The sequence below is a fragment of the Rhizobium sp. USDA 3886 genome, assembly GCF_056279785.1.
Genome location: NZ_JBWCDC010000003.1, coordinates 912,604 through 938,508, shown reverse-complemented (window position 1 = coordinate 938,508; position 25,905 = coordinate 912,604). Strand labels below are relative to the sequence as shown.

20 protein-coding genes and 3 pseudogenes are annotated in these 25,905 nt (G+C 61.3%); 7 read left to right on the top strand and 16 right to left on the bottom strand.

Annotated elements, in window-relative coordinates; genetic code table 11:
- Positions 1-73 precede the first annotated feature (73 nt).
- The 3 genes from ACZ9BX_RS27330 to ACZ9BX_RS27320 are packed head-to-tail and all read left to right on the top strand — an operon-like array spanning position 74 to position 2,756.
- On the top strand, positions 74-1,111 hold the full coding sequence (locus tag ACZ9BX_RS27330) for an ABC transporter ATP-binding protein (RefSeq protein ID WP_476221296.1): 1,038 nt from the start codon (positions 74-76) through the stop codon (positions 1,109-1,111).
- Positions 1,108-1,962, top strand: a complete 855-nt coding sequence (locus ACZ9BX_RS27325; RefSeq protein WP_476221294.1) for an ABC transporter permease — start codon at positions 1,108-1,110, stop codon at positions 1,960-1,962. Before ACZ9BX_RS27330 ends, ACZ9BX_RS27325 begins: the two co-directional genes overlap by 4 nt.
- Positions 1,959-2,756 carry an ABC transporter permease gene (locus ACZ9BX_RS27320; RefSeq protein WP_476221292.1) on the top strand — a complete coding sequence of 266 codons (798 nt, stop codon included), beginning with the start codon at positions 1,959-1,961 and terminating at the stop codon, positions 2,754-2,756. Before ACZ9BX_RS27325 ends, ACZ9BX_RS27320 begins: the two co-directional genes overlap by 4 nt.
- A gap of 298 nt (positions 2,757-3,054) precedes the next feature.
- Here the strand turns inward: ACZ9BX_RS27320 and ACZ9BX_RS27315 are convergent, their stop codons facing one another.
- The gene (locus tag ACZ9BX_RS27315) at positions 3,055-3,381 is read right to left on the bottom strand and encodes a helix-turn-helix domain-containing protein (protein WP_476221290.1); all 327 of its coding nucleotides are present in this window, start codon (positions 3,379-3,381) and stop codon (positions 3,055-3,057) included.
- Positions 3,378-3,734, bottom strand: coding sequence for a type II toxin-antitoxin system RelE/ParE family toxin (locus ACZ9BX_RS27310; RefSeq protein WP_476221288.1), 357 nt, complete (start codon positions 3,732-3,734; stop codon positions 3,378-3,380). Before ACZ9BX_RS27310 ends, ACZ9BX_RS27315 begins: the two co-directional genes overlap by 4 nt.
- A gap of 732 nt (positions 3,735-4,466) precedes the next feature.
- On the opposite strand from ACZ9BX_RS27310, the gene ACZ9BX_RS27305 reads away from it, so the two are divergent.
- On the top strand, positions 4,467-5,399 hold the full coding sequence (locus ACZ9BX_RS27305) for a HEPN domain-containing protein (RefSeq protein WP_476221286.1): 933 nt from the start codon (positions 4,467-4,469) through the stop codon (positions 5,397-5,399).
- A gap of 335 nt (positions 5,400-5,734) precedes the next feature.
- On the opposite strand, the gene ACZ9BX_RS27300 is transcribed toward ACZ9BX_RS27305, so the two are convergent.
- From ACZ9BX_RS27300 to ACZ9BX_RS27240, 13 genes and pseudogenes are all read right to left on the bottom strand, one after another.
- On the bottom strand, positions 5,735-6,454 hold the full coding sequence (locus tag ACZ9BX_RS27300; protein ID WP_476221285.1) for a ribonuclease activity regulator RraA: 720 nt from the start codon (positions 6,452-6,454) through the stop codon (positions 5,735-5,737).
- A gap of 13 nt (positions 6,455-6,467) precedes the next feature.
- Positions 6,468-8,210, bottom strand: coding sequence for an L-arabinonate dehydratase (gene araD, locus ACZ9BX_RS27295; protein ID WP_476221283.1), 1,743 nt, complete (start codon positions 8,208-8,210; stop codon positions 6,468-6,470).
- Positions 8,201-9,016 (bottom strand): SDR family oxidoreductase, encoded by an 816-nt coding sequence (locus ACZ9BX_RS27290; protein WP_476221281.1) that lies wholly within the window; start codon positions 9,014-9,016, stop codon positions 8,201-8,203. Before ACZ9BX_RS27290 ends, araD begins: the two co-directional genes overlap by 10 nt.
- Positions 9,013-10,434 carry an enolase-like domain-containing protein gene (locus ACZ9BX_RS27285; protein WP_476221279.1) on the bottom strand — a complete coding sequence of 474 codons (1,422 nt, stop codon included), beginning with the start codon at positions 10,432-10,434 and terminating at the stop codon, positions 9,013-9,015. Before ACZ9BX_RS27285 ends, ACZ9BX_RS27290 begins: the two co-directional genes overlap by 4 nt.
- The gene (locus ACZ9BX_RS27280) at positions 10,431-11,447 is read right to left on the bottom strand and encodes a hydroxyacid dehydrogenase (protein WP_476221277.1); all 1,017 of its coding nucleotides are present in this window, start codon (positions 11,445-11,447) and stop codon (positions 10,431-10,433) included. Before ACZ9BX_RS27280 ends, ACZ9BX_RS27285 begins: the two co-directional genes overlap by 4 nt.
- Positions 11,448-11,451: 4 nt before the next feature.
- On the bottom strand, positions 11,452-12,270 hold the full coding sequence (locus tag ACZ9BX_RS27275; RefSeq protein WP_476221275.1) for a sugar phosphate isomerase/epimerase family protein: 819 nt from the start codon (positions 12,268-12,270) through the stop codon (positions 11,452-11,454).
- A 29-nt stretch (positions 12,271-12,299) separates the two neighbouring features.
- A pseudogene (locus ACZ9BX_RS27270) lies at positions 12,300-14,169 on the bottom strand (GH39 family glycosyl hydrolase).
- A 68-nt stretch (positions 14,170-14,237) separates the two neighbouring features.
- Entirely contained in the window at positions 14,238-15,071 is an 834-nt protein-coding gene (locus ACZ9BX_RS27265) for a 5-deoxy-glucuronate isomerase (protein WP_476221273.1), read from the bottom strand.
- Positions 15,071-16,129, bottom strand: coding sequence for an ABC transporter ATP-binding protein (locus tag ACZ9BX_RS27260; RefSeq protein ID WP_476223060.1), 1,059 nt, complete (start codon positions 16,127-16,129; stop codon positions 15,071-15,073). The genes ACZ9BX_RS27265 and ACZ9BX_RS27260 overlap by 1 nt, the downstream gene beginning before the upstream one ends.
- On the bottom strand, positions 16,129-17,178 hold the full coding sequence (locus ACZ9BX_RS27255; protein ID WP_476221271.1) for an ABC transporter ATP-binding protein: 1,050 nt from the start codon (positions 17,176-17,178) through the stop codon (positions 16,129-16,131). The genes ACZ9BX_RS27260 and ACZ9BX_RS27255 overlap by 1 nt, the downstream gene beginning before the upstream one ends.
- A complete protein-coding gene (locus tag ACZ9BX_RS27250) occupies positions 17,168-18,301 on the bottom strand; it encodes an ABC transporter permease (RefSeq protein ID WP_476221269.1) in 1,134 nt (377 codons plus the stop codon). The genes ACZ9BX_RS27255 and ACZ9BX_RS27250 overlap by 11 nt, the downstream gene beginning before the upstream one ends.
- 12 nt (positions 18,302-18,313) lie before the next feature.
- Positions 18,314-19,300: an ABC transporter permease gene (locus ACZ9BX_RS27245; RefSeq protein WP_476221267.1), complete on the bottom strand. Its 987-nt coding sequence runs from the start codon at positions 19,298-19,300 to the stop codon at positions 18,314-18,316.
- A gap of 107 nt (positions 19,301-19,407) precedes the next feature.
- Positions 19,408-21,331: pseudogene (locus ACZ9BX_RS27240) on the bottom strand (ABC transporter substrate-binding protein).
- A gap of 193 nt (positions 21,332-21,524) precedes the next feature.
- On the opposite strand from ACZ9BX_RS27240, the gene ACZ9BX_RS27235 reads away from it, so the two are divergent.
- On the top strand, positions 21,525-22,532 hold the full coding sequence (locus ACZ9BX_RS27235; RefSeq protein ID WP_476221265.1) for a LacI family DNA-binding transcriptional regulator: 1,008 nt from the start codon (positions 21,525-21,527) through the stop codon (positions 22,530-22,532).
- A gap of 21 nt (positions 22,533-22,553) precedes the next feature.
- A pseudogene (locus ACZ9BX_RS27230) lies at positions 22,554-23,891 on the top strand (alpha-L-fucosidase); the annotation flags it as partial.
- Between the two features lie 650 nt (positions 23,892-24,541).
- Here ACZ9BX_RS27230 and ACZ9BX_RS27225 read toward each other — a convergent pair.
- Entirely contained in the window at positions 24,542-25,294 is a 753-nt protein-coding gene (locus ACZ9BX_RS27225) for a PaaI family thioesterase (RefSeq protein WP_476221264.1), read from the bottom strand.
- Positions 25,295-25,508: 214 nt separating this feature from the next.
- Between ACZ9BX_RS27225 and ACZ9BX_RS27220 the strand changes: the two genes are divergently transcribed.
- The gene (locus ACZ9BX_RS27220; RefSeq protein ID WP_476221263.1) at positions 25,509-25,763 is read left to right on the top strand and encodes a hypothetical protein; all 255 of its coding nucleotides are present in this window, start codon (positions 25,509-25,511) and stop codon (positions 25,761-25,763) included.
- Positions 25,764-25,905 lie beyond the last annotated feature (142 nt).

Sequence of the window (25,905 nt, the reverse complement as noted above, 5' to 3'; positions counted from 1 at the left end):
TGCGCCTTCCGGCTTTGACGGCAAGGCGCATGCGGGGCATTCTTCATACGCACGCGGCTCACGCGGGGGATCCATGTCCGGACTGGCACTCAACAACGTCACCAAACAATTCGGCACCTTCACCGCCGTCGACAATGTACAGCTCAGCGTTCCGCATGGCACGTTCGTCTGCCTGCTCGGCCCCTCCGGCTGCGGCAAGACAACTTTGCTGCGCATGATCGCTGGTCTCGACATGCCGACGAGCGGCGCCATCGTGCTCGACGGCAGCGACATTACGGCCATCCCGACCCACAAGCGCGACTTGGGGATGGTGTTTCAGTCGCTTGCGCTTTTCCCCCACCTGAGCGTCGGCGAAAATATCGCTTATCCGCTGCGCATCCGCGGTACGACGAAGGAGGCGCAAAAGAAGCGCGTCGACGAATTGCTGACGCTGATCCATCTCCCCGGATATGCCGACCGTCCCGTGAACAAGCTTTCCGGCGGCCAGCGCCAGCGTGTCGCGATCGCGCGTGCGCTGACGATTTCGCCTAAGCTCTTCCTCCTCGACGAACCGCTTTCGGCACTCGACGCAAAACTGCGGGAGGCGATGCAGGTTGAGCTTCGCCAGCTTCAGCAGAAGCTCGGCATCACGACAATCGTCGTGACCCACGATCAGCGCGAAGCGATGACGATGGCCGATACCGTCGTCGTCATGAACAGCGGAGAGATCCGCCAGGCGGCCAGCCCGATCGAGATCTACCGTCGTCCCGCCGACCGCTTCGTCGCCGACTTCATCGGTTCGACCAATCTGCTCAACGTCGAGGCCGACAGCGCCGGCCGGGCAACCGTCCTCGGCAAGGTGATCGAAGGTGTTTTGCTTCCGCCCGGCCTTAGCAAGGCAACGATATCGGTGCGGCCGGAGGACGTGCATCTGACAGTGCCAGGCAGCAACACCATTGGCGGCAAGGTAACCTTCATCCGCGATCTCGGCGGCACGATCGAGACGTTCCTCGATCTTTCCGGGACGCAGGTCGTCGCCGTTTCGACGCCGCGCGAACGGCCGCTCGTCAACGTCGGCGATGAGGTCGGCGTCAAGCTCTCGCCCGATGTCTGCGTGGTGCTGCAGAAATGAGGCGCGAAGCACCGCACAAGATTGCCGATTACTGGCCACTCGCCTTCCCGGCCGGAATGCTGACGGTCTTTTTCGTCATTCCCTTTACAACGATGATTGCCGTGAGCTTTTTCCAGCGGCAGCAGGGCGGCTTCTACACACCCGCCTTCGTGTTCGACAATTACGCCCGCTTCGTCAGCCTGTTCTTCGGCAAGGTACTCGGCTTTTCACTGTTCCTTGCAATCGCTGTTGCGATCTGCTGCATCGTGCTTGGCATTCCATTCACCTATCTGCTGACGCGCATGGGACGGAAGGCTCAGGTCGTTTGGCTGGTCGCGCTGCTGTCGATCCTTTCGCTTTCTGAAGTCATCATCGGCTTTGCCTGGTCGACGCTGTTTTCGCGCACCGCCGGCATCACCAATCTGCTTGTCATGGCGGGCGTCATGCAGCAGGCCGTGGCGCTGACGCCGAGTTTCAGCGCCGTTCTGGCCGGCATGGTCTATCAGGCCCTGCCTTACACGATCCTGATCCTCTATCCCGCCCTCGTCCGGCTTGATCCGACCCTGACGGAAGCGGCACGTACTCTCGGCGCTTCGCCAGTCAAGGCATTTTTCACGATCGTCGTGCCTGCGTTGCGCAACACCATCATCGCGACGCTCATCATGGTCTTCATCTTCGCACTCGGCTCCTACCTGCTGCCGCAGATTCTCGGCCGTCCATCGCACTGGACCCTTTCGGTGCTCATCACCGACCAGGCCGTCTACCAATCGAACATGCCTTTTGCCGCCGCGATGGCCGTATTTCTCGTACTGGTGACCCTCGCCATGGTCGGACTGACAGTGCTGGTCGGCCGCAAGGGAGAAACGGCATGAACACCTTTCTCCACCGCTTGTATTTCTCTCTAATCGGCCTTTTCCTGGCAGCACCGATCATCGTCGTTGCCGGCGTCTCGGTGAACGCGAAGCAGAGCCTGACCTTCCCACCCCAGGGCTTTTCGCTCGGCTGGTACGGTGAGATCTTCACCAATCCCGAATGGCGGAACGCACTTTTCGCCTCGCTGACGCTTGCCATTCTGTCCGCAGCACTTGCAGTACTCATCGCCTTGCCGCTTGCCTGGTTTCTATGGCGGCGAATTGCCCCATGGGCGAATATCTTCCAGCTCTTGGGCATCGCGCCCTTCACCCTGCCTCCCGTCATCACCGCGCTCGGGCTGTTGACATTCTGGGCGACCACCGGCTTTTACGGTGCGCCGTGGACGGCCGTAATCAGCCACGCAATCTTCTTCGTCACATTACCGCTGGTGACGCTGTCGCTCGGCTTCACGTCGATCGACCGCTCCTTCGTCGAAGCAGCGGCGACCATGGGTGCAAATGATCGCACGATCTTCACAACAATCGTCTTGCCGCTGATCCGGCCCTATCTGGTTTCGGGCTACGCCTTTGCCTTCGTTCTTTCGCTGAACGAGTACATCGTCGCCTACATGACAGTCGGCTTCACGCTGGAGACCTTGCCGATCAAGATCTTCAACGCGCTGCGTTACGGCTACACGCCGACCATGGCGTCTGTCACGATCCTCTTCGTCGCGACAGCTGCCCTCATATTCGGCTTGATCGCCCGCTTCGGTGATCTTCCAAAGCTGTTGGGAGCAATGGCAGCAGAAAAATGAACGAACAGAAGCTGCGAAGTTTCATGGCAGCGTCAACCCGCCATCAACAGCGTATTGGCTACCTGGTAATCCGCTCGATCGCCAACCACCGTCACCGGCACGAACATCGCCTGCTGCGCGCCAGCTTTCGCGGCTCGTTGAGAGGTCATCGCGGCTTCGCGGTGCCAGACATTCAGCAAACCGCGGTTGACGCCCGCACTAGAGCAGGTCCGTTGAACGCTGTTTGCCGTGATTCCCTGCCTTCGAATCAGGGAGATTGGGATGTCACCCGGAGCAGCCCTTTCAGCGGCTGCGGATCTTACGCATGGGCGTGCACAGCCCGCGGCGGCTTTGCGGCCGGATGGACTTTGACCTTCACGTCCACCGTCTGGCCGAGAAGGTCGAGCATCTTCCACATGCGATCGACCGTGAAGCCGCCCAGCTTGACGCGGCGGATGCGGGAGAATTCGGTGTAGTTGATTCCGGTCAGCGTTCCGGCTTCACGCACCGACAGCTTTCGCTTGTCGAGCGTCTTGATAATCTGCGCCGCCAGAGTCGCCCGAAGATGCTCCAGCTCCGGGTTTGGCATATTGAAGTCGCGGAAGATGTTGTCGCTGCCCCGGACCAGTTCAAAATCATCGCTCATCGTAAAGCCTCCTTCAGTCGTTTTAGTCGTTCGCGGATCAGATCGTTTTCGGCTTTTGGCGTCGCAATGCCCGACTTCGATTTTTTCTGAAACGCATGGACAACCCATATGTCCGTATCGATCTGCAGCACGTAGACGACGCGGAAAGCGTCGCCCCGGTGCTTCAATGCCAGCTCAAGCACGCCCGATCCGAGGCCCGTCAGCGGCTTTGCGATATCGGGATGGCCGCCCGCGGCCACCACATTCAACGCCCGCGCCATTTCGATCTGTGCGCCGGGCGGAAAATCCTCAAAGTCTTTCCGGGCGGCCTTGATCCACGATACTGCACGGACATTGTCTGGCATATGGTCCATGTTGATATATTTATCAACACCTGTCAATGAAAATCGCGCTGCGGCCGTCTCCTCGCCCGCCGGTCGCGGACGGATTATCTGTGTCTTGAAAATCAGCGATGCGATTATATTTCTGTCGTTTTCAAGGATTATCAGATGACTATTTATCTCACCCACACGGAACCATCGCCGAATATGGCCCGCTTCTGGGGCGTCGCGGTTCAGCGCAATTTATTCGGCCATATGTGGCGCAGTCATACAGCGTTTGGTGGCCCTCTCTCACTTCCGATAATTATCAATTATCGGAAGTGAAGCGTACAAGGCAGGGATACAGATGCGGGAGCCATGCTGTAGTGCTTCGCGCGCCAGAAACGACCGGAGGTCGCAATGCCCCAAACCATGTATAAGATCAGCGAAGCCCGGCAGCCTTCCGCAGCCAGCGTTCGACGCTAGCTCCATTCGATTCTTGGACTAGAAAGATTGCGGCTATCCAGAATGAGTGGTTATGAGTTACCCGCGCAGCGGGAACTACTCGACCGCCCGACGAAAGAGAGCTCGTGATTTCTTGCGCCGTCTCTCGCGCAGCTCAGCGGCGGCCGGTCATTACAAGCAATCCTCATCACCCGTCTCGCTTACCCACCTAGGACCGAGAAGGTGATGGAGTCTCCGGTATTTTTTCGACATATTCCGGTTGCAGTCCACGAACTACACGCGTAAAGAGTTTATATGCGCAACAACCGATGAGCCGCTACGATGGATACGATTCCCACCGAAGGCTTTGACGCGGCAGTGACCCTGACAGACCATCTCGACCACCTGCCCGACAAGAAGCGCCGCGAGCTTGCCCGGGTTCTGCAGATCCTGTTTTTCGAGGTCGAGCAGTTCCGCGCCACGAAGCTGTCCGGCAAGAAGGCGGCCGGCAAGGTGCTCAAGGTGGTGCTCTACGGCTCGTTTTCCCGCGGCGACTGGGTCGAGGATCGCTCAAGCGGCTGCTCCGATTATGATCTTCTCATCGTCGTCAACACCAAGAGCTTTGCCGAGGAGCATGAGCTGTGGGAGGCGCTGGAGGAACGATTGCTGCAGGAGCAGATCAGCCACCGGATCGAAACGCCGGTGATCCCGATCGTACACTGCCTGGCAGACGTCAACGATCAGCTGGCACGCGGCCGGCCGTTCTTTACCGACATCGCCAGAGATGGCATCGTGCTCTACGAGGAGCCCGGCCATCCCCTCGCCCAGCCGAAGGCGCTGACAGCGGAGGAGGCAAGGGCTGAGGCACAGCGGTATTTCGATCAGTGGTTCGCAAGCGGCACGAAATTTTTAAAGGGCGCAGAGTTTTACCTTGCACAACAAGACGACAACCACGCGTCCTTCATGATGCACCAGGCAACGGAACACTTTTACCACTGTGTACTTTTGGTCTCGACCCTCTACAGTCCGAAGTCTCACCGAATCAAGGTGCTGCGCTCACAAGCCGAAAGTGCCGATGCCCGGCTGGTCGCCGCCTGGCCGCGCGACACCCGCTTTGCCCGCCGCACTTTCGAGCTGTTGTCGCGGGCCTATATCGAGGCGCGCTATTCCTCGAAATACACGATCAGCAATGAAGAGCTGCAGTGGCTTGTCACGCACGTGAAGAACCTGCAGGGGCTCGTTGAGACGATCTGCAAGGAGCGTCTGAACGGGTGAAATTGCCGAATGGCACGATGCATCCGAGCCCGCAACGAAGCGCAAACGGGGCGGGCCGGCCGTCGCGGCTTCAGGCAAATTCGAACCACTGCTTGTCCGCCTTGAAGGGATCAGAACCGTCGACATCCTGGCCTCGTTTAGCTAAGCCGCTGGCTTTGTTTGAAACTCTTTTGGCATAAGCCGCTATTATGGAACTTCAGTATTTAATTCGAAACAAGAAAAGGACCACCGAAATCAAAGTGCTCTTCAGGATGCGCGGCGCTCTACAGCATGATGCCGCAAAGTGTGAACGGCTTTCAAACGACATCATCCTCTAATTTGATTTGGATCCGGATCTAGCGGCCATGCTTGGCGCGCCACAGGGCGAATTGCTCGACATTGCGCGGCTGTGTCGCCGGATAGAGCCCGATGATGGATTGGCCGGCCAGCACCTGTTCGGTCACGAAATCCTCGTAGGCCGTCATTTCCACGGCCTCGTCGGCAATTTCGTCCGCCAGTTCGGCCGGAATGACGATCACCGCTTCATCATCGCCCACCATGATGTCGCCGGGCCAGACCGCCACATCGCCGCAACCAATGGGAACATTGATGTCGAGCGCCTGATGCAGCGTCAGATTGGTCGGTGCCGATGGGCGGTTGTGATAGGCGGGTATCGCCAGCCCGGCGATTTCGGGGCTGTCGCGAAATCCGCCATCGGTGACGACGCCCGCCACGCCCCGCATCATCAGACGCGAGACCAGGATCGAGCCGGCGGATGCCGCGCGCGGATTCTTGCGGCTGTCCATCACCAGTACGGCCCCGGGAGCGCAGCTTTCGACGCAAGCGCGCTGCGGGTGCTCCGGATTGCGGAAAACCTCGAGCTTGTTCAGGTCTTCGCGCGCCGGAATATAGCGCAGCGTATAGGCCGGACCGACCATGTTCCGGCCTTTCTGGCCGACCGGCTGCACATCCTGAATGGTCTGGTTGCGCAGGCCGCGCTTGAACAGCGCTGTGCTGATGGTGGCGACGCTGACCTGCATCAGTTTGTCGCGCGTATTGTCCGAAAATGTGGTCATCCTTGTATGCCTCCTAGAAAATGTCTGGTTCCCCCGCTGCCGGACCGAATTCCGGCACCAGATAGTCGAAATCGCAGCCCTTGTCGGCCTGGCTGACGTGGGAGGCGTACATCCAGCCATAACCACGACCGAAGCGGTCTGCCGGCTTGACCCAGGCGAGACGGCGCCGGGTTAGCTCCGCCTCGTCAACCAGCATGTCCAGCTGCCGGTTGGGAATGTCGATCCTGACAACGTCCCCATTGTGCAACAAAGCGAGCGGGCCGCCGACATGGGCTTCGGGCGCCACATGCAGCACGCAGGCGCCATAGCTGGTACCGCTCATGCGCGCGTCCGACAGCCGCAACATGTCGCGATGGCCCTGCTTCAGCAATGCTTTGGGCATTGGCAGCATACCCCACTCTGGCATGCCGGGGCCGCCGAGAGGCCCGGCATTGCGCAGCACCATCACATGATCCGGCGTCACCTCCAGCGTCTCGTCCTCGACTGCCGCCTTCATTTCCGGGTAGCTGTCGAAGACCAGAGCGGGACCCTGATGGACATGGAAGCGCGGATCGCAGGCCGCCGGCTTGATCACCGCGCCATCGGGCGCCAGATTGCCCTTGAGCACGGCAAACGATCCCTCCGGGTAGATCGGGTTGGAAAGCGGCCGGATCACATCGTCATTGTAGACCTTCGCATCGGTCAGCGCCGCGCCCAGGGTTTCGCCTGAAACCGTCATCACGCCAAGATCCAGGCGCTCGCGAATCTGCGACATCAACGCCACCAAGCCACCGGCATAGTAGAAATCTTCCATCAGATAGATCTTCCCGGAAGGGCGGATATTGGCCACGACCGGCGTGGCGCGGCCGAGCGCGTCGAGATCGTCGAGCGTCAACGCGACCCCTCCCCGCCGCGCCATGGCCACCAGATGGATGACCGCATTGGTTGAACAGCCGGTTGCCATGGCCACGGTCGCCGCATTGCGCACGGCGGCCGGGGTCACGATCCGGTCTGGCGTCAGCTTCTCCCAGACCATTTCCACGATCCGCCGCCCGGTCTGGGCCGACATGCGGATGTGGTTGGCATCGGGCGCGGGAATGGATGAGGCCCCCGTCAGCGTCAAACCCATCGCATCGGCGATCGCGGTCATGGTGGAGGCGGTACCCATCGTCATGCAATGGCCGTAGGAGCGCGCAATGCCGGCCTCGATGCCGGCCCATTGCTTGTCCGATATCGTTCCAGCGCGCCGCTCGTCCCAATATTTCCAGGCGTCCGAACCGGACCCGAGCTGCTGGCCGGCATAATTGCCGCGCAGCATCGGCCCCGCCGGCAGGTAGATCATCGGCACTCCGGCGCTGAGTGCGCCCATGATGAGACCCGGCGTGGTCTTGTCGCAGCCTCCCATCAGCACCACGCCATCGACGGGATGGGCGCGGATCTGCTCTTCGGTCTCCATCGCCAGAAGATTGCGATAGAGCATGGTCGTGGGTTTCATGAAGTTTTCCGATAGCGCCAGCGCCGGCATCTCCACTGGAAAGCCGCCGGCCTGCAGCACGCCGCGCTTCACGTCTTCAACGCGATGCTTGAAATGGGTGTGGCAGGGATTGAGATCGGACCAGGTGGACAGGATGCCGATCAGCGGCTTGCCGGCCCAATCGCTGGCGTCGTAGCCCATTTGCATAAGACGCGAGCGATGACCGAAGCCGCGCAGGTCTTCGGATGCAAACCAGCGCGCCGACCGTAGCTCCGCCGGTGACTTATTGGCTCTCACAGACATGCCGACATGCCTCCATCCACGTAAAGTATGTGACCATTGACATGGCTTGAAGCGTCCGAGGCGAGAAAAATACAGGCGCCCGTCAGTTCCTCCAGTCTGCCCCAGCGGCCGGCCGGCGTGCGCCGCCCGATCCAGCTTGAAAACTCGGCGTCGGCGACGAGCGCCGCGTTGAGCGGCGTATCGAAATATCCCGGGGCGATGGCATTGACGGCCAGCCCATGGCGGGCCCAGTCGGTCGCCATACCTTTGGTAAGATTGCCGAGCGCGCCCTTGCTTGCGGTATAGGGCGCAATTCCCGGTCGGGCGAGCGCTGTCTGGATCGAAGCGATGTTGATGATCTTGCCGCGTCCGCGGGCGATCATATGGCGAGCGACGGCCTGCCCCACATTGAAGGCGCTGGAGACGTTCGTGCGCATCAGCAGTTCGAACATCTCAGGATCGAACTCCTCCAGCGGGCCGCGATGCTGCATGCCGGCATTGTTGACCAGAATGTCGATCGGCCCGGTGGATTGCTCGAACCCGTCGATGGCGGCACGCACCGCGTTGGCATCAGTCGCGTCGAACAACAGCGTTTGCGGCGTCGTGCCGGCCGCGCTCATGACCCCAGCCGCAGCGGCGAGCTTTCCGGAATCACGTCCATTGAGCACGATTTCGGCACCCGCTGCCGCCAGGCCCTGAGCCAGGCTAAACCCGATGCCCTGGCTGGATCCGGTGATCAGGGCACGTTTGCCGGACAGATCGAAGAGTTCAATACCCTTCTGCGCGGCAGCGTGCCCTCGCTCATGCTGAATACTGGCGGACGTCATGACAGCGGCTCCATCGCATCGAAATCGGGTAAGGCGCCGCTTGCATAACCAACCGCCCCGAGCGAACTCATGGCGATCCGGCCGTCGCGGATCGCCAGGCGCGGTCCTTCACCGCCCTGTTCGTAAAGATCGGGATGGGCGGCGGCAAAGCGCGCCTTCTCCGCCTGCGGCGCGCCCTGCATGCCGGCGACATAGTGGTGACCGTTGCGTTCGACATGGGATAGGCCGAGAAGTGAGACCAGGGCCAGATCCTGCTGCACGGCAAGCCCAGCCTGACAGGTCAGGTCCTCGCCCGAGAGGAACAGCCCCGGCACGGTTCCGGTTTTCATGCGGATCGCCTTGAGCAGCGAGCGGTAAATACCCTTGCAGGTTTTCGAGGAGACGCCGGTATAGCCGAGCCTTCGGGCGCGGGTGAAGGCTCCGTCGCCATCGTCGCTTTCATCGATCAGGAAGGGCAATTGCGCCGCCAGGCCGCCCAGCGGCGTTTCCATCGTGATCTCGCGCGAGAACGGCTGTTCGACAAAGGCAATGGCCGCGCGCAGCCTGGCGAGCCGCGGTGCTGCCCCGATCCGCGCCAGCAACGCGTCGAGTTGTTCGGCAGCGACAAACTGTTCGTTGCCGTCGACCGTCACCCGGTAGTCGGGCACGCGATCCAGCACCGCAGCGATCCGCGTCAGGCGGTCGATATCGGCATCGATCGCGCCTGAAAGCTTGATCTTGAACCAGTGGTTGCCATAGTGCGCAATCACCGCCTCGAGGTTCTGCGGCAGGCCGTCATCGACGGGATGGACGATATCGCCGTCAGTGATCGGGTCGACGAGCCCGATCGTATGCCGGGCCGAAATCGAGCCGGCAGGGCGGAGGCTGGCCAGCATCGCGGACGCAGCATCCGCGCCGATATCGCCGGGCAGCATGGCGCCGCCGATTCCGACCAGGTTGCGGCGCACCGCATCGAAGAAGGAAATACCTGCAAGGCGGCAATAGGCATCAAGAACGGCGCGGGCAATGAGCGAAGGACCGAAACAGGCGGCCAAGGGATTTCCAGGCAGGCGCCGCACGGTTTCGGCTTCGTTCAGACGGGCGGCGGCAAACAATGTCGTCGGGGCGGACGCTTCGAGCGAGGCAGCCGCGGCGGCGCGGATCGAGGCGCGCAATTGATCGACATTTTGTGCCGGCGTCAGCGTCGGGTTCTTGTCGAACCATTTCGGCACCATCATTTCGGCGGCACCGCCAATGGCGGTTCGCCCCTCTTCATCCTCGACACGTACCCTGACGAAGGCCTGCGGCGCTCTTTCGAGGGTTGCAGCACCGAAGCGGAACGGCAAGCGCAGGCTGATATCGCGCTCGAAGGCGTGGATCTCGATGATTCTGATGCGCGGCGCCGTCACGGAACCTCCAATGCTTCCGTCCATGGTCATGCCATCCGGTCAAGCATGGCGCGGGACACTTCGTGATGGAGCGGTTCCCGGCAAAGAAGCCGGCCGATCTCGTCCACCATGGCTTGGCCCTGGGCGAAATGCGCCTCTTCGGTATGACCGGCGGCGTGCGGCGAAATGGTGACATTGGCCAGTGCGGGATCGCGGAAAGGGCTATCGGGAGGCAACGGCTCGTCGTCAAAGACGTCCAATGCCGCCTCGATACGTCCGGATCGGATCTCAGCGAGCAGAGCCGCCTCGTCGACCAGCTGCGAACGCGCCGTGTTGATGAACAGCGTGCCGGGGCGCAGCAACGCAAGTTCGCGGGCGCCGATCATGCGGCGCGTTTCGGGAAGAACAGGCGCATGCAGCGAAATCACATCGCTTTGGACAAGCATATCATTCAGCCCGGCACTGACAACGCCGAGCGCAGCGGCTTCGCTGTCATCAAGAAACGGATCGACGACCAGCACGCGGCAGCCGAATGGAACGAGCAGCCGCATGACCGCCCGGCCGACATATCCGGCACCGACGATACCGACCGTTCTGCCGCCAAGCAACCTTTGCGGCACGGCTGCGCGCACGTCCAGCCATTCACCCCCGTTGCGCAATTGATGATGCAGCCGATGAATGCCGCGCATGGCCAACAATGCTTCGGCAACGACGAATTCGGCAACCGAGGCGGCAATTTTCGAGGCGGCATATGTGACGCGAATGCCGTCGTCGAACAGACGCGCCGGGACCAGCATGCGGATGCTGCCCGCCGAATGGGCGACAAGGGCGAGCTGCGGATGACGCTTACGCGCGGCGGGATCAAAAGGCGGCGTGCCCCATCCTGTGAGGCACGCAACGGCGCCCTGCAACAGGCGGTCGACATCGGCGACGTCGATTGTGACGCCGCTCGGCCAACGCACCTCACCAAGGGCGTTCAACTGGGCGATGGCCGCATCGTCCAGCATCATGCGGCGGGTCTTTTCGGTCATCAGGACGGCGATAACGGGAGCCTGTTCGCTCATGGTTCTACTCTTTCGCTGCGGCGATCAGACGCCGGAAATGGGCAAGATCGGCGCGGACCTTGTCGAGCGCCTGTTCTCGGGGAACCCGGTATTGGGAATGCATCGAGAGCACACCGGCAAATCCGGTGACCACCAGATGCGGGACAATTTCGTTCCAGGGCACCATGCCCTCGTCGAGCCCGAACCAATCCGAATGCCATGCACGCTGGCCATTGGCCCCATAAGCGCCGGGAAACCAACCGCTGTTCTTGACGCCCATGCAGCAGAACCACGGATCGAGAATGTCGAGGGTCATGCGCCAGTCCTCGCTCCCCTCCCGAACGATCTGATTGGCCGGGTCGGGATAGGCGCCGATCCTGATGGGATCCCGCCCGGCCAGCAATTGCACCGCCAGGGCGCCGGAGCTGTGCAGGGTCCCGCCGTGAAGCTGGACAGTCAGCTTGACGCCGAACCGTTCGGCAAGGCGCTCGAAGCCCTCCAGCTCACGCCGCGCCTCATCGATCTGGCTCTTCCAGCGCCGCGACGGATCGTAGCGCCAAAAGCCAAGCCGGATCTGCCCGATGCCGGCATCGCCGCAACAGCCCAGAAGCCGCGATGTGGCATCGTCGGGCCGCGTGGAATCGATGGTCGCCATCGGGGTGCGCACGCCAGCCGCAGTAAACAGCTTTATAGCGTTGGCGATCCCTTCCGGCCTGTCAGGGGAAACGGTATGGCCATCGCGAACGAGAAGATCGGCGCAGTCGAACCCCAAGCCCGCGGTGATCTCGGCCGCCTTCTCAAGCGGCAAGCCCTCCAGGGTCTTGGTGAAATAGGCAATGTCCATGGATCAGATCCCCGGCAAGACGGCGTTGTTCATGACGAGGAAACACAGAGCTGGCTGCTGCGGCCAAATGCATCGCGGGCACGCACCGCATAACGCACGCCCTCGGGCGGCGACATGTGCAGGAATGCCGTCGAGATCAGCGGGGCTGAACTGACCTGTTCAAAAGTCTTGCCATCGGCACTGATCAGCACATCGTAAAAAATGGCCGGGCGGGTATCGCCGGCAGCCCAGAACAGCATGCGTTCGTTCTTCGCGATCGCCGAGACCGAGGTAACGTTCGACGGCAAGGCCGGTGGGCGTCTCGGGGGGCGTGCCGATATCGGGAACGACGAGCACTTGCGTCAGCGAAGGCAACGGCACGTCCAGGTCGACACTGATCCGGCCTCCGTCGCACTCGACTATACTGATCGGGTGCAGCAAGGCGGGCTCCTGCGCGCGGCGCAGCTCGGCAAACTGCGCCTCCGTCGGTGCGGGCGGCGCGCCGACCGGCTCGAACAGCCCGCGTGGATTGCTTTCGTCGCGCTGCGCCTCCCAGACCTCCATCGGATTGGTGAATTCCTCGTCGATGCGCAGCAGGCAAAGCGCGTGGCGGCCGGGAACCAGCCCGTTAACCTCGAGACGAACGGCGGTCCGGCCCGAACGGTTGATGGCATCGACGCTATGGATGAGGGTGATGGAAGCGCCGCCGCCCGGCAGCCGTGTCGGCAGGATCGCCAGCCCATCCGCGTCGGGAGCAAGCGGCGGTTCGGCCGTCACCTTGCAAACGGTATCGCCAAGCATTGCCAGCAATTCCATGGATGTGAGGCCGGGCTTCTTGATGATGTCGAAGGGCGGCGCGCGATCGATATCCGTGACCAGCGTGTTCAGATCGGTCTTGTGCTCCCACTGCGCCTTGGTGAAATTGCGCGAACCGAAATAGGCAAAGATCGTGCGCTGGCCCCAGCCGCCGATAAAGGCGTGGTCATTGCTGAGGAAGGAGAAATTCGCCGTTTTTGGCGCGATGATGCGCCGGTCGTGCTGTTCGACGATGCGGGCGATGATACCGGCGTAATAGGCCTTGCCGTGCCAGCTGTGATAATCACTCCAGCCGAGTTGCGGATCGCATTCATCGTTGACGATGGGCAGGCCGGCGAGGCGCGGATGATGCTCCTTGAGATAGTCGACGACGAGCAGCGTGCGGTCGACGATGGCGCCCGTCTTCGGCGTCAGGTCCTCCTTGCTGCCGTTGACGCCCTTCTCGTGGATCGAGATATAGTCGATGCGCGGCGGACCATCACCGGTCAGGCAGCTCGTGCCGCTGTCGCAATGGGCAACGAGGGCGCGAAAGATCGGCGAGAGCGTGCGGGCGGTGCCGGGCCCGCCCATGGGCAGGGCCGGGTCGATGGCATCGAGCCCGGCGACGCAGGCGTCGTAGTAGTTGGTGTAGCCCTTGACCCCATAGGTCCACCAGCCGGAGTCGGCTTCATTCGTCGTTTCGAAATACCATGTGCGCAATTCGTCCATGCCGTAGCGCGCGCCATAGCGGTCGACCGTTGCCGTCACCAGGTCCCGCCAGCGCTTGACCTGATCCATGTCCTCGTAATCGGTGAAGACACCCGACGGGTTTCCCATCAGCTCGAAGAACGGCTTCAGCCGGTGTTCAATCATCACGTCGAGCGCGCGGTCCAGCAGCGACCAGTCATAGCCGGCCCCGCCGGTCGAGTTCAGCAGATTGTAGAGATAGTGCACACGCAGGAACCTGATGCCTTCGTTCGGAAGGCCGCCGATATAGGCAAGCATCTGGCGCATCTCGGGCTCGAGCAGCAGCTCGGCCGGCGAAAAGCCGGTGCCGCGCCAGAACCGGTTGAACGGGCGCACCGCTTCACTGGCATCAACGTTTATTCGCGTACGTTCACGCATGGTCGTCTCTCCTTAAGCGGAAGTTTGGCGGTGCGCCGCAATGCCGGCACACGAGGCCCGGAGCCGGGTTATTTGAACTTGTCGCGCATCGCGTCGATGCCGGGGATGGTTTTGGTCAGATGCTGATGGGCGGGATCGAAGCGCTGGATCAGCCCCCGGCGGTGCTTGCCGACAAGGATGGTGAAGATATACCCCCGGTGCCCCGGGGAGGTGACGGTCGGGTGGTAACCCCGGTCGAGCAGGAAGGTGTCGCCGTTGCGGGTCATGAGGATCTTGACCGGCCCATCTTCGTCATAAGTGAGCTGGCTGCCGAAGCCGGTCTCGGGCTGGAAGCGGTAGTGATATAGTTCTTCGTGCCGGGTCTCGACGTCGCCGTCTTCCGTATCGTGCTTATGGGGGGGATAACCGGACCAGCACCCTTCGCCGGCATAGAGTTCACTCACCAGGAGGTTGCCGCAGCGTCCGTTCTGTCGTTGGCCGAGCAGGTGGACGATCCGCCGCTGGCTATGCGTGTCCGACGAGCCGACATTGACCGCGTCGACCTCATCAGGCGTGACGCGAAACGGGGTGTAGCGCGTGTCGCAGATGCCGCCGGCGATGGCGACTTCCGCTGCCGCGCCACGAGCCGATATCCGGACGTTGGCACCGACCGGCGCATAGACCGAGTCAGCATCGCCTCCCCAGATATCGGCTCGCCGGCCCACCGCTTCGAACCTGATGTCATCCACCTCGATATCCACCTGACCCGACAGCACGACGTAGAGGCTTTCGTGCACGGGCAGCCGCCGCGTGTCCCGGCCGTTGGCCGGAAGCGTGACAAGATCGAAGTAAATGAGATCGAGCGTCGCGGAGGAGGTATCCACGATAGGACGCTGCTCGGAGCGGGGAATGAATTCGGGCATCAATTGAACTCCGGAACGATACGGTCGGCAAAGGGATTAAGCGTCAGGGATTCGGCGTAATGACAGGCCACTGCATGACCATCGGCCGTGACGGTGCGTAAGCCCGGCACCTCCTGCTTGCAAAGCTCGGTGGCGTAGCGGCAGCGCGGATGAAATGCGCAGCCGGGAGGCGGATGGGCGGGGTCAGCAACCTCGCCCGCCAGCCGGATGCGCTGGCCGTGGCGGCGCATCCTCGGATCGGCGATCGGCACCGCCGAGAGCAACGCTTCGGTGTAGGGGTGAAGCGGGCGTGAGAAGATCTGCTCCGCCGGAGCCTTTTCGACGACCCGGCCGACATACATGACGGCGATATTGTCCGAGATGTGCCGGACGACCGAGAGATCGTGGGCGACGAAGAGATAGGTCAGACCGAACTGTTCCTGCAGATCCTGCAGGAGGTTGATGGTTTGTGCCTGCACACTGACGTCGAGCGCCGAAACGGCCTCATCGGCGATCACCAGGCGCGGATTGGAGGCCAGCGCCCGGGCGATGCCGATGCGCTGGCGTTCGCCGCCGGAGAACGCATGCGGATAGCGGTGCATATATTCGGGCCGCAGGCCGACGCTCTGCATCAGCTCGGCGACCCGGTGCTCGAGCTCCCGGCCCTTGGCAATGCCGTTGGCGCTCAGCACCTCGCCGATGATGTCGATGACGGGAAGGCGCGGATTGAGCGAGGATTGCGGATCCTGAAACACGATTCGCAGGTCGCGATGGATTTCGTCGAGCGCAGAACCCGACAACGCCGCGAGATCGACAGTGCCGCCGCTGCGATTGCGATAACGGATTTCGCCGCTTGTCGGCTGATAGATGCGCAGCACCGTGCGGGCAAGCGTGGACTTGCCGCAGCCGGATTCCCCGACAATGCCGAGTGTTTCGCCATCCTCGACACGAAGCGAAACGCCGTCGACCGCCTTCACGTGTCCGACCACACGCCGGAATGCGCCCTTGCGAATGGGGAAATGCATCCTGAGATCGTTCAGTTCGAGCAGCGGGCTTGGTTGTGTCATGGGATCGGCCATCATTGTCTTCCTTCGTAAAGCAGACAGCTGGCGACATGCCCGTCGCTGATGACGACGGGCTGCGGATCCCTCTGGTCGCACAGGCCGGCCCTCGCCTCTTTGCATCGGGGATGAAAGCTGCAGCCTGGGGGCCGGTTGAACCGCGAGGGCACCATGCCATCGATGATCGCGAGCCGTTCGGTGGGTTGCCCATGCATGCGCGGCACCGATTGCAGCAGCGCCTTGGTGTACGGATGAATAGGTGCGTGGAAGATCGTGTCGACATTGCCTGCCTCCACGACCCGGCCGACATACATGACGACGACCTCGTCGGCGATTTCGGCCACCACACCGAGATCATGGGTCACGAACAGCACCGAGAGCCCGAATTCGGCCTGCAGCGAAGCCAGGAGATCGAGGATATTGGCCTGGGTGGTCACATCGAGCGCCGTAGTCGGTTCGTCGGCGATCAGCAGTCTGGGGCGGCAGGCGAGCGCCAGGGCGATGCAGACGCGCTGGCGCATGCCGCCGGAAAACTCGAAGGCATAGCTTTCCATACGCTCGGCCGGCCGCGGTATGCCGACCAGAGCCAAGGTCTCGATGGCATGTTCGCGCGCCTCCTTCTTTCCCATCTTCAGATGCAGGCGGATCACTTCGACCATCTGGTTGCCGATTGTATGAACGGGGGAAAGTGCGGCCATCGGTTCCTGGCTGATCAGGCCGATCTGGGCACCGCGGATCGCCCGCATGTCATGACCGCGGGGATCGAGCGCCGCCAGATCGATCGACGGTGCTGCGGGATCCGGCCGGTAGCGGATTGCCCCCGAGACGACCCGCCCTCCCCGCGGAACCTGGTTGAGGATCGAGCGACCGGTGATGCTCTTGCCCGAACCGGATTCGCCGACGACGCAGACCGTCTTGCCGCGCGGGATGGAAAAGGAGACGCCGTCGACCGCCTTGATCGTGCCCGCACCACCGAAGAAATGCGTCCTGAGATCAACGACCTCGATCAGCGGGTCGCGATCCCCGTGCCGGCCGCCGGCTGCGGCAAAATTGGGATCAGTATTCATAGGGATCTGCAGCATCGCGTAATCCATCACCGAGGAAGTTGAGGGCGAGCACCGTGACGATCACCGCGAGACCGGGAAGAAACAGCCAGGGTGCGCTCGAGACGGCGAGAATGTTCTGCGCCTCCTGAAGCAGCACGCCCCAGCTCACCACCGGCGGGCGCAGGCCGATGCCGAGGAAGGAGAGCGCAGTTTCCGCGAGGATCATCGTCGGGATGGCAAGCGTCACCGAGGCGATGATGTGGCTCATGAAGGACGGAACCATGTGCCGCCAGATGATGCGCATCTGCGAACAGCCATCGAGACGGGCGGCAATCACGAAGTCTTCCGTCTTGAGCGACAGGAAGCGCCCGCGCACCACCCGCGCCAGGTCGGTCCAGCCGATCAGTGACAGGATGATCGTGATCCAGAGATAGACCAGGATCGGATCGGCGCTGATCGGAACGGCAGCCGCAAGGCCCATCCACAGCGGGATGGTCGGGATAGAGTTGATGAGTTCGATGGAGCGCTGGATCACATCGTCCACCCAGCCGCCGTAGAGGCCCGAGATGCCGCCCAGGATGATGCCGAGGATGAGGCTGATTGCCACCCCGATCAGCCCCACGGACATCGAAACGCGCGTGCCGTGGACCGTCCGGCTGAAGACGTCGCGACCGAGCCGGTCGGCGCCGAACAGGTAGAATGGTTTGCCCATCTCGATTGGGCCGATCAGGTGCCGGTCGAAATCGAACAGCCCCCAGAGCCGGTAGGGTTCGCCCTTGACGAAGAAGCCGAGGGGGATAACGACGGCCGGATCGGGCACGTAATTGCGGCTGAGCGCGATCGGGTCAACCTTCATCGAATAATCGTTGACGTAGAGGGGATGAAACTGCCCGGCCGCGTCGTAGCCGGCGAACTTGATCCGCTGCGGCGGCGCATAGGTATAGCGGGAATCGTAGGTCTGCGACGAAACCGGGGCGAGAACCTCGGCAAACATGGCGACCAGGTAAATTAGGAAGATGACGACGCCGGCCGCCAGCGCCAAGCGATGGCGACAGAAGCGCCGCCAGATCAGCTTCCACTGCCCGGCGACCGCGTCGGAATTCTGGATCAGTTCAGGTGATAGCGCGATGGCTTGATCGGTCATTGGTGTCGTCCTTCAGCCGTTGCGAATGCGTGGATCGAGCCAGGCGAGCAGCAGGTCCGAAATCAGGGTGCCGATCAGCGTCAACATGCTCATCAGCAGGATGAACGTGCCGGCCAGATACATGTCCTGGGCAAAGAGGGCGTTGAGCAGCAGTGGCCCGGTGATCGGTAGGCTGAGGACGATTGAGACCACCACCGAGCCGGAGACGAGGTGCGGCAGCACCCAGCCGACGGTCGACACGAACGGGTTGAGCGCCACCCGCACCGGATATTTCAACAGCAGCCGGATTTCGCTCAAGCCCCGGGCGCGGGCCATATCGACATAGGGCTTGTTGAGTTCGTCGAGCAGGTTGGCGCGCATGATCCGGATCAGCGCCGCGGTGGCACCCGTGCCCAGCACGACGACTGGTATCCACATATGCGAGATGAGATCGCCGAGCTTGGCCCAGCTCCAGACGGCGTTGATATAGGCGGGCGAAAACAGCCCGCCGGTACTTTGGCCGAAATACTGTGCCGAAACATACATCAGCACCAGCGCCAGCAGGAAGTTCGGGATGGCAAGGCCGAGAAAGCCAAAGAAAGTGGCGAAGTAATCTCCCACCGAATATTGCCGCACGGCCGAATAGATGCCGATCGGAAAGGCCACCGCCCATACGAAGAGGAGCGTGGTGACCGAGACTACCATGGTCATGCCCATGCGGGCCCAGATCAGCTCGCTGACCGGCTTGTTCCAATCGAGGGACTGGCCGAAATCGCCGCGCAGCAGGATGCCGCTGATCCATTTCCAGTATTGCACCGCCCAGGGTTGATCGAGGCCATAACGCTCACGCAGGCCGGCGATGACGCTAGGATCGATCGTTTCGTTCTGGGAGGCAAGACGCGCGGTCATCGCGGTCAGGAAGTCGCCGGGCGGCAACTGGATGATGATGAAAGTCACGACAGAGATCGCAAACATCATCGGGATCATATAAAGCAGGCGTCTGATGATGAAGCCGGCCATGGTCAAGCTCCTTCAATCGGCGATCGCCGATCGGATTGGATGATTGGGACTGGGCTGGTGTCGGTGGGGTGGCGCCCGTAGACGCCATCCCTGTCGGTCGCGTTCCGTTATTGCTGGTAGTAGAAGGTCTCGGGCTTTGCCGGTCCCGGCGTCATGTAGAACGATGTGCTGGGAATGACCTTCGGGACATTGCGCATATTGGTCTTGACGATTCCGACGCGGTCCGGCTCCAGGTTTGTGCCGATGACGTAGAATTCGTCACGGGTGATCGCCAGCAGTTCCTTCATCGCGGCCAACTGCTTTTCGAGCGTCGGCGCTTCCTTCACCTGCCGGTAGAAATCCATCTGCTTCTTGGCAGCGGGGCTCGGTTCTTGCGCGTTCGGATCTTTAGGATTCTGGTAATAGAGGCCCCAGGCTGTCGCGAAGCTCGATTCGTATTCGTGCGGGAAATACCATTTTGGATCGAGCAGGCCGAGGAAGTCGTAGCCACCGCCGCCGACCCATCCAAGGCCGTCATTCTCATTGTTCTGCAGGCGGGAGAAGATCAGCGAACGTTCAGCTGGGCGGGGCTGCATGTCGATGCCGACAGCCCGCCAGTAGCGCTGGATCATCTCGAGGGCGTCCACCTGGATCGGGCTTCCGGTCAAGGCGTCGATCGCAAAAGTAATCCGCTTGCCGTCCTGGCCGAGGCGATAGCCTTCGGCGTCATGTTTGGTAAGGCCGGCCTTGTCGAGATACTGATTGGCGAGATCGACATTATACTCCAGATACTGCGTCGCCATCTTCTCGTCGTAGAGCGCAGTGCCTTCACGCGGCGCTGCCTGATAAGGCTTGGCCTGTCCGGCATAGATCAGCTGGTTAAGCTCTTCGCGGTTGATGGCGTAGCTGAGGCCGATGCGGAAATCCTTGTTGGAAAAGACAGCGCGCAAGGCCGGATTCTTGTGGGTCTGGTTGAGTGTGATCAGCAGGGCGTTCGACCACGCCGGCCGGGCGATGAACAGGCCGTAACCGCCTTTCTCCTGGTTCTGCACGATCACCGTACGGGCGTCCGTCGTCTCGACGAAGCGGTTCTGCATGTCGATTTCGCCGCTGATCGCCTTCAGAATGATGGCCTGGGTATCCTGCATCACATCGATGGTGATCCGATCGAAATAAGGCAGCTGGTTTCCTGCGGTATCCACCTTGGCATAGTATGGATTGCGTTCCGCGACGACCTGAGTGGTGCCGTTATAGGGCGCGGTCAACACCCAGGCATCGAGCGTTGGACGGCCGAGATCGCGCCAGCGGCCGGGAAACCCGATCTTGTTGTTGAAGAGCTGGACCCAGTCGGTTGCGCCGGCTGCCTTCACCAGGGCGTCGATGCCGCCGGCATTGAAATCCTTGTGGAATTGTTTGAGGTAATGCGCCGGTGCGGCCGCCAGAATATCGGAGCCGCGCACGGTGGCCATGTTCATCAGGAACAGGCCGTTCGGCGCGACGAACTTGAACACGACCTTGTCGTCGGCGAGCTTTTCGACCTTGACGGTCTCTCCGCCCGCAGTCAGCCAGTTGGGTGCCGCAGGGGTGATCTTGGTGTTGCGAAGCACGTTCTCGTTCCACCACACAAGATCGTCTGCGGTAAACGGCTCGCCGTCCGACCAGCGCGTGCCTTCCCGCAAGGTGAACGTATATTCGGTGGCATTTGCATTGACCTCGACGCTCTTGGCGATATCGGGAAATCACCTCGGTCCATTCCGGATTCCAGCGGACCAGTCTTGTATAGCCGATCGAACGCTCGATCTCGCTGTCGCCACCGCCAAAGGTGGCCGTGCGCCAAGTGCCGCCATAGCTGCCGACCGATTCAAGCGGAGTGAGCACCAGCGGCTCCTTGGGCAGCCGCTTCTCGACCGGCGGCAGCCTGCCGGCATCGACCAACGCCTTTAGTTCCGGCGACTCCTCAAAACCGAATGCGGCACCGGCCAAGCCGGCACCCATGAGGATCGCCGCGGCAACGGTCGAGACAACCTGCCGTCTTAAGTTTCTGTGTTGCATTCCTTCCTCCCGATATTCTGCTCTAGGTTATCGTTAACGTGTTCTCCTCTTTTGCGAACGTTATCGTTACCGTTCAATCTTGTCAAAGAGATTCTCGGCGCCCTATCTCTGCCCATATCCGCCTTGGCTTTCCCGGAAATTATGTTAGTTATCGTTATCGTAAGTTCCTGCCCCTTTTGATGAGACCATCCAGTTGAACCGCCCTAAAGAGCCAGAATCCAAAATAACCATTGCCGATGTCGCCCGCGCCGCAGGGGTGTCGCCGATGACGGTATCGCGCGTGCTCAATGATCGGGGCGGAGCCAGTGCGGAGACAAGCCAACGGATTATTTTGGCGGCGAGCGAGCTCAATTATCGGCCCAATCCCTTTGCGCGCGGATTGCGGTCCGATCGATCGAGGGCCATCGGCCTTCTCGTTCCCGACATCACCAATCCGTTCTTTCCCGAAGTTATCAGAGGAGCCGAGGATGCCGCGAGCGCTGCCGGCTACAACCTGCTCCTGTCCAATGTCGTCGAAAACAGCAAGCGGGAGGAGGAACTCATCGAAACGCTGCTGCGGCACCGGGTCGACGGGATCATCGTCTGCAGCCCGCGGCTGCCTGACGCCGCGCTTCACAAGGCGCTTGCGCCTCACCGCGCCGTGGTGCTCATCAACCGCGAGGCGCCCAACGAGGTCGCCGGCACGATTGTCACCGACTACGAGACGGGAGCGTCACGCGCCATCGACCATCTGTTCGAGCGCGGGCGCCGCAGGATCGCAATCATCGCCGGCCCGCGCAGTTCGTTTGGCGGCAAGAGCCGTCTTGTCGGATTTCGCAAGACGCTGTCGGCCCACGGGCTCAAGGCACAAGGCATCGTTTATTGCGACCCTACGGCAGCAGGCGGGCAAACGGCGGCCGCGCAATTGCTGGCGGAGACGCCAGGCATCGATGCCCTTGTCTGCTACAACGACCTTAACGCAATCGGCGCCATGAAGGCCTGCCGGGCCGCCGGCGTTTCGATCCCCGGGCAAATCGCCCTGATCGGTTTCGACGATATTCCGACTGCGGAACTGCTGTCTCCGGCGCTCACCACCCTGCGGGTGCAAAAACGCGAAATGGGGGAGGAAGCCGTGCGTCTGCTGCTCAGCCGCATCGCCACCAGAAACCGTCAGCACGGCATCGTCATCGTGCCCGAGCTCATCATCCGCGAAACGACCTGAACTCCCGATCAACAGGAGGAATATCCGATGGATATCAGCAATCTGCAGTCACTGGCCCTGCCCGAGGAGAAGAAGGCCTGGTTCGTCCACGACCGGTTCGGCATGTTCGTGCATTGGGGGCTTTACGCACTGCCGGCACGCCATGAATGGGTCAAGAGCCGCGAAGAACTGAACGACGCCGACTACCAGAAATATTTCGATCACTTCGATCCCGATCTCTACGACCCCAGAGAATGGGCCAGACGCGCAAAGGCGGCCGGCATGAAATATGTCGTGCTGACCACCAAGCACCATGAAGGCTTCTGCCTCTGGGATACCAAGGCGACCGACTTCAAGGTGACCAACACGCCTTATGGACGAGATCTCCTGGGTCCGTTCGTCGACGCCTTCCGCGCAGAGGGCCTGAGGATCGGATTCTACTATTCGCTGATCGACTGGCATCATCCCGACTTCACGGTCGATCCGCGCCACCCGCAGCGCAATCATCCCGATGCGCTGAAAATCAACGAAGGCAGGGATATGCACCGCTATGCCGCCTTCATGCGCGAACAGGTCCGCGAACTGCTGACTGAGTTCGGGCAGATCGACATCATGTGGTTCGATTTCAGCTATCCGCAGTGGAAGCTCGGAGAACTGGTTGGAAAGGGCCACCAGGATTGGGAAAGCGAGAAACTCGTGCGCCTCGTGCGCGAGCTTGCCCCCGACATTATCATCAACAACCGGCTCGACCTTGCCGGCTTGCAGCCCGACATCGTGACGCCGGAGCAATATACGCCGCGCGCCCGGCCGCTCCGCGATGGTAAGCGCGTCGTCTGGGAAGCGTGCCACACGCTCAGCGGTTCCTGGGGCTATCACCGCGACGAGGACACCTGGAAAAGCACGGAACAATTGGTTCAGATGCTGGTCGGTACCGTTGCCATGGGCGGCAATCTGCTGATGAACGTCGGGCCGACGGCGCGCGGCACGCTCGACGACCGCGCGATTGCGGCCCTCGCCGCTTATGAGGAGTGGATGGCGCTGCACGAGCACAGCATCGTCGGCTGCACCCAGTCGGATTTCGCCGCTCCGGCCGACTGCCGCCTGACCCAGAATGGCGATCGACTCTACATCCACTTCTTCAACTGGCCCTACCGCCACCTGCATTTCGATGCGCTGGCGGGGAAAGTCGAATATGCGCAGTTCCTTCATGATGCCAGCGAGGTCACCTGGCTGCGCCCGTCCGCCAATACGCTATGGGCGAACACCCAGTTTCCCGTCGGTGAGGATGAACTGACATTCGCGCTGCCGGTGCGCCGACCCCAGGTCGTGGTCCCTGTCATCGAAGTTAGACTCAAGCCGGGGAGCGCCCATGGCATTTAGGGCGACAATGTGGCGGCAAGGTTGGAATGTCCGCTCCGGCGCAAAGTAGAAATGTCATTTTGGGCGTCTTCAGCCGTTTAGAAATGCGACACTCGGCATGTTCCACTTGCGCTGAGGCAAGCTCCGACCGGACCGGCTTGGCCGGGTTGCAAGGGAAGGGAGGGGGCGGGTGGAGGGCACCCATTGGCTTTAGCTTTGACAGTTGGAGCAGCCAGTCATTCCGCCGCATCGAGGTCAGAGAGCGCTCGTCGCCGTCGGGCAATGATCGCTGGATCGTTCATGAAATCCCTGTTACGTCCCGGCTTGCGGCCCCGTGGCGTGGACGTGCCGTCAATCACCTATCTGCGAAAACACTTCGATCCGAAATGGCCGGGCGTTCAGGAATGGTTGGATGAAGTGACACCAGCCTATAACCGTCTGATCAATGCGATCTGGGCTGTGTACGACCCTCAAGCGATCGTATTCGGCGGGCAGATCCCGCCAGCCTTGGCGGAGATGATGATGGCCCGGACGCAGCTGTTTGGGAGCCGGCTATGGCGTCTGGCGCGCCAGTCCGAAGTTGATTGTTTCAGAGATCAAGCCGGAGGCCGCCGCGATGGGTGCTGCCGCGACCCCGTTCAAACTGAAATTCTTCTGAACCGGGCGTTAGGTCACGCTTGTCGATCGACAAATGCAAAGGTCGCCGTAGCGTGCGCATAAAGCGTGCCGTCGTCGCTTGTAATACGTGCTTCCGCAAGCGCCAGCATCCGACCGCGATGGATCACCTTGCCAACGCAACGCACTGTGCCGCTGCTGGGCGCCACGCCTTTCAGGTATGACACGTTAAGGTCCGTGGTTGCGTAGCGCGTCCCCATGTCGAGACGCGTTTGCAGTGCCAACGCCATCGCTCCATCCAACAGTGTGGCTAGGTAGCCGCCATGGACGGAGCCCATGGGATTGGCGTGCTCTGGCCCTGGCGTCTCACTTAGCGCGACATGTCCGTCGTCAACGGCATCAATGGCCAGTCCGAGAGTTTGGCCGATGCCTTCACCCAACCCACCTGCTGCGGCGACCTTTTGCAGGAACGCAAGTCCAGTTGCCGGTTGTTGGTCGGCTGCTTGCTCATGATGTTCTCTCATTGAACTGCCCCCGGAATCATGGAGGCTGGTGGTCTGAAGACCTTCGCCTTGGCATACGGGGCAAGGATACTTGTCCTTCAGCCATTGCTGCTTCCGCTCGAATTCCATCAGAATCGAACGGAGCTGTCGTTGGGTGCGCGCATCAAGACGATTGAGATCCTTCCGGTGGAAAAGAAATTCACCGACCGCCGCAAGGGCGTTGAGCAGGCAAACCAGCTGGGCCGCGCGCTCAAGGTCGATATGTCCGAATGGTTCGAGGCGACCGGAGAGAGCTATTTCAAGCACGTCAACCGCACGACCATTGAACTCGCCATGGCCGAAGCCAACCGGGGTCTAAGCCAGGGCACTATAATGTCTCCAAGGCCGCCGTCATCCATATGTCCTGATGGTGGAAGACGCTTTGTCCATGGGTTCGAAAGGGCGCGCGTTATACCGGGCGCTTTACGCATCTTTATGATCGCTCGCGCGTTCTTCAGTTTTCAAAAGAGAGGAAAAGCCCATGCACTTCCCACGACCACGAACCGAGGAACCGTCGCTGCGCTTCGAAGAGGCCAAGTCCGCCGCTCGCAAGGCGCTTGAAGAAGTCATTGACGCCGCCAACGAAGCCGGATGGGGAACTGACGAGATTACGGTGGCGATGTTCGAAGCCGCGCATTTTCTAAAGGAAGCCAACGAAAAGGATCCTGATCCGGCAGCGGGCACCGTTCGCGACGCGGCAAAGGAGCAGATCGGCCGCGGCGAACGCTACGATTGATCTGGAGTGGAAGCACTCTTTCAGGCGAAATCGCCGATCTGTTAATTCAAGGCGCTTGAGCTGAAACAGGCACTTTACTGAGTGAACCTCTTTCGCGTCCGCAATTGCGGCGCACTCATCAGGAAAAGTCGTTGCGGCTGGC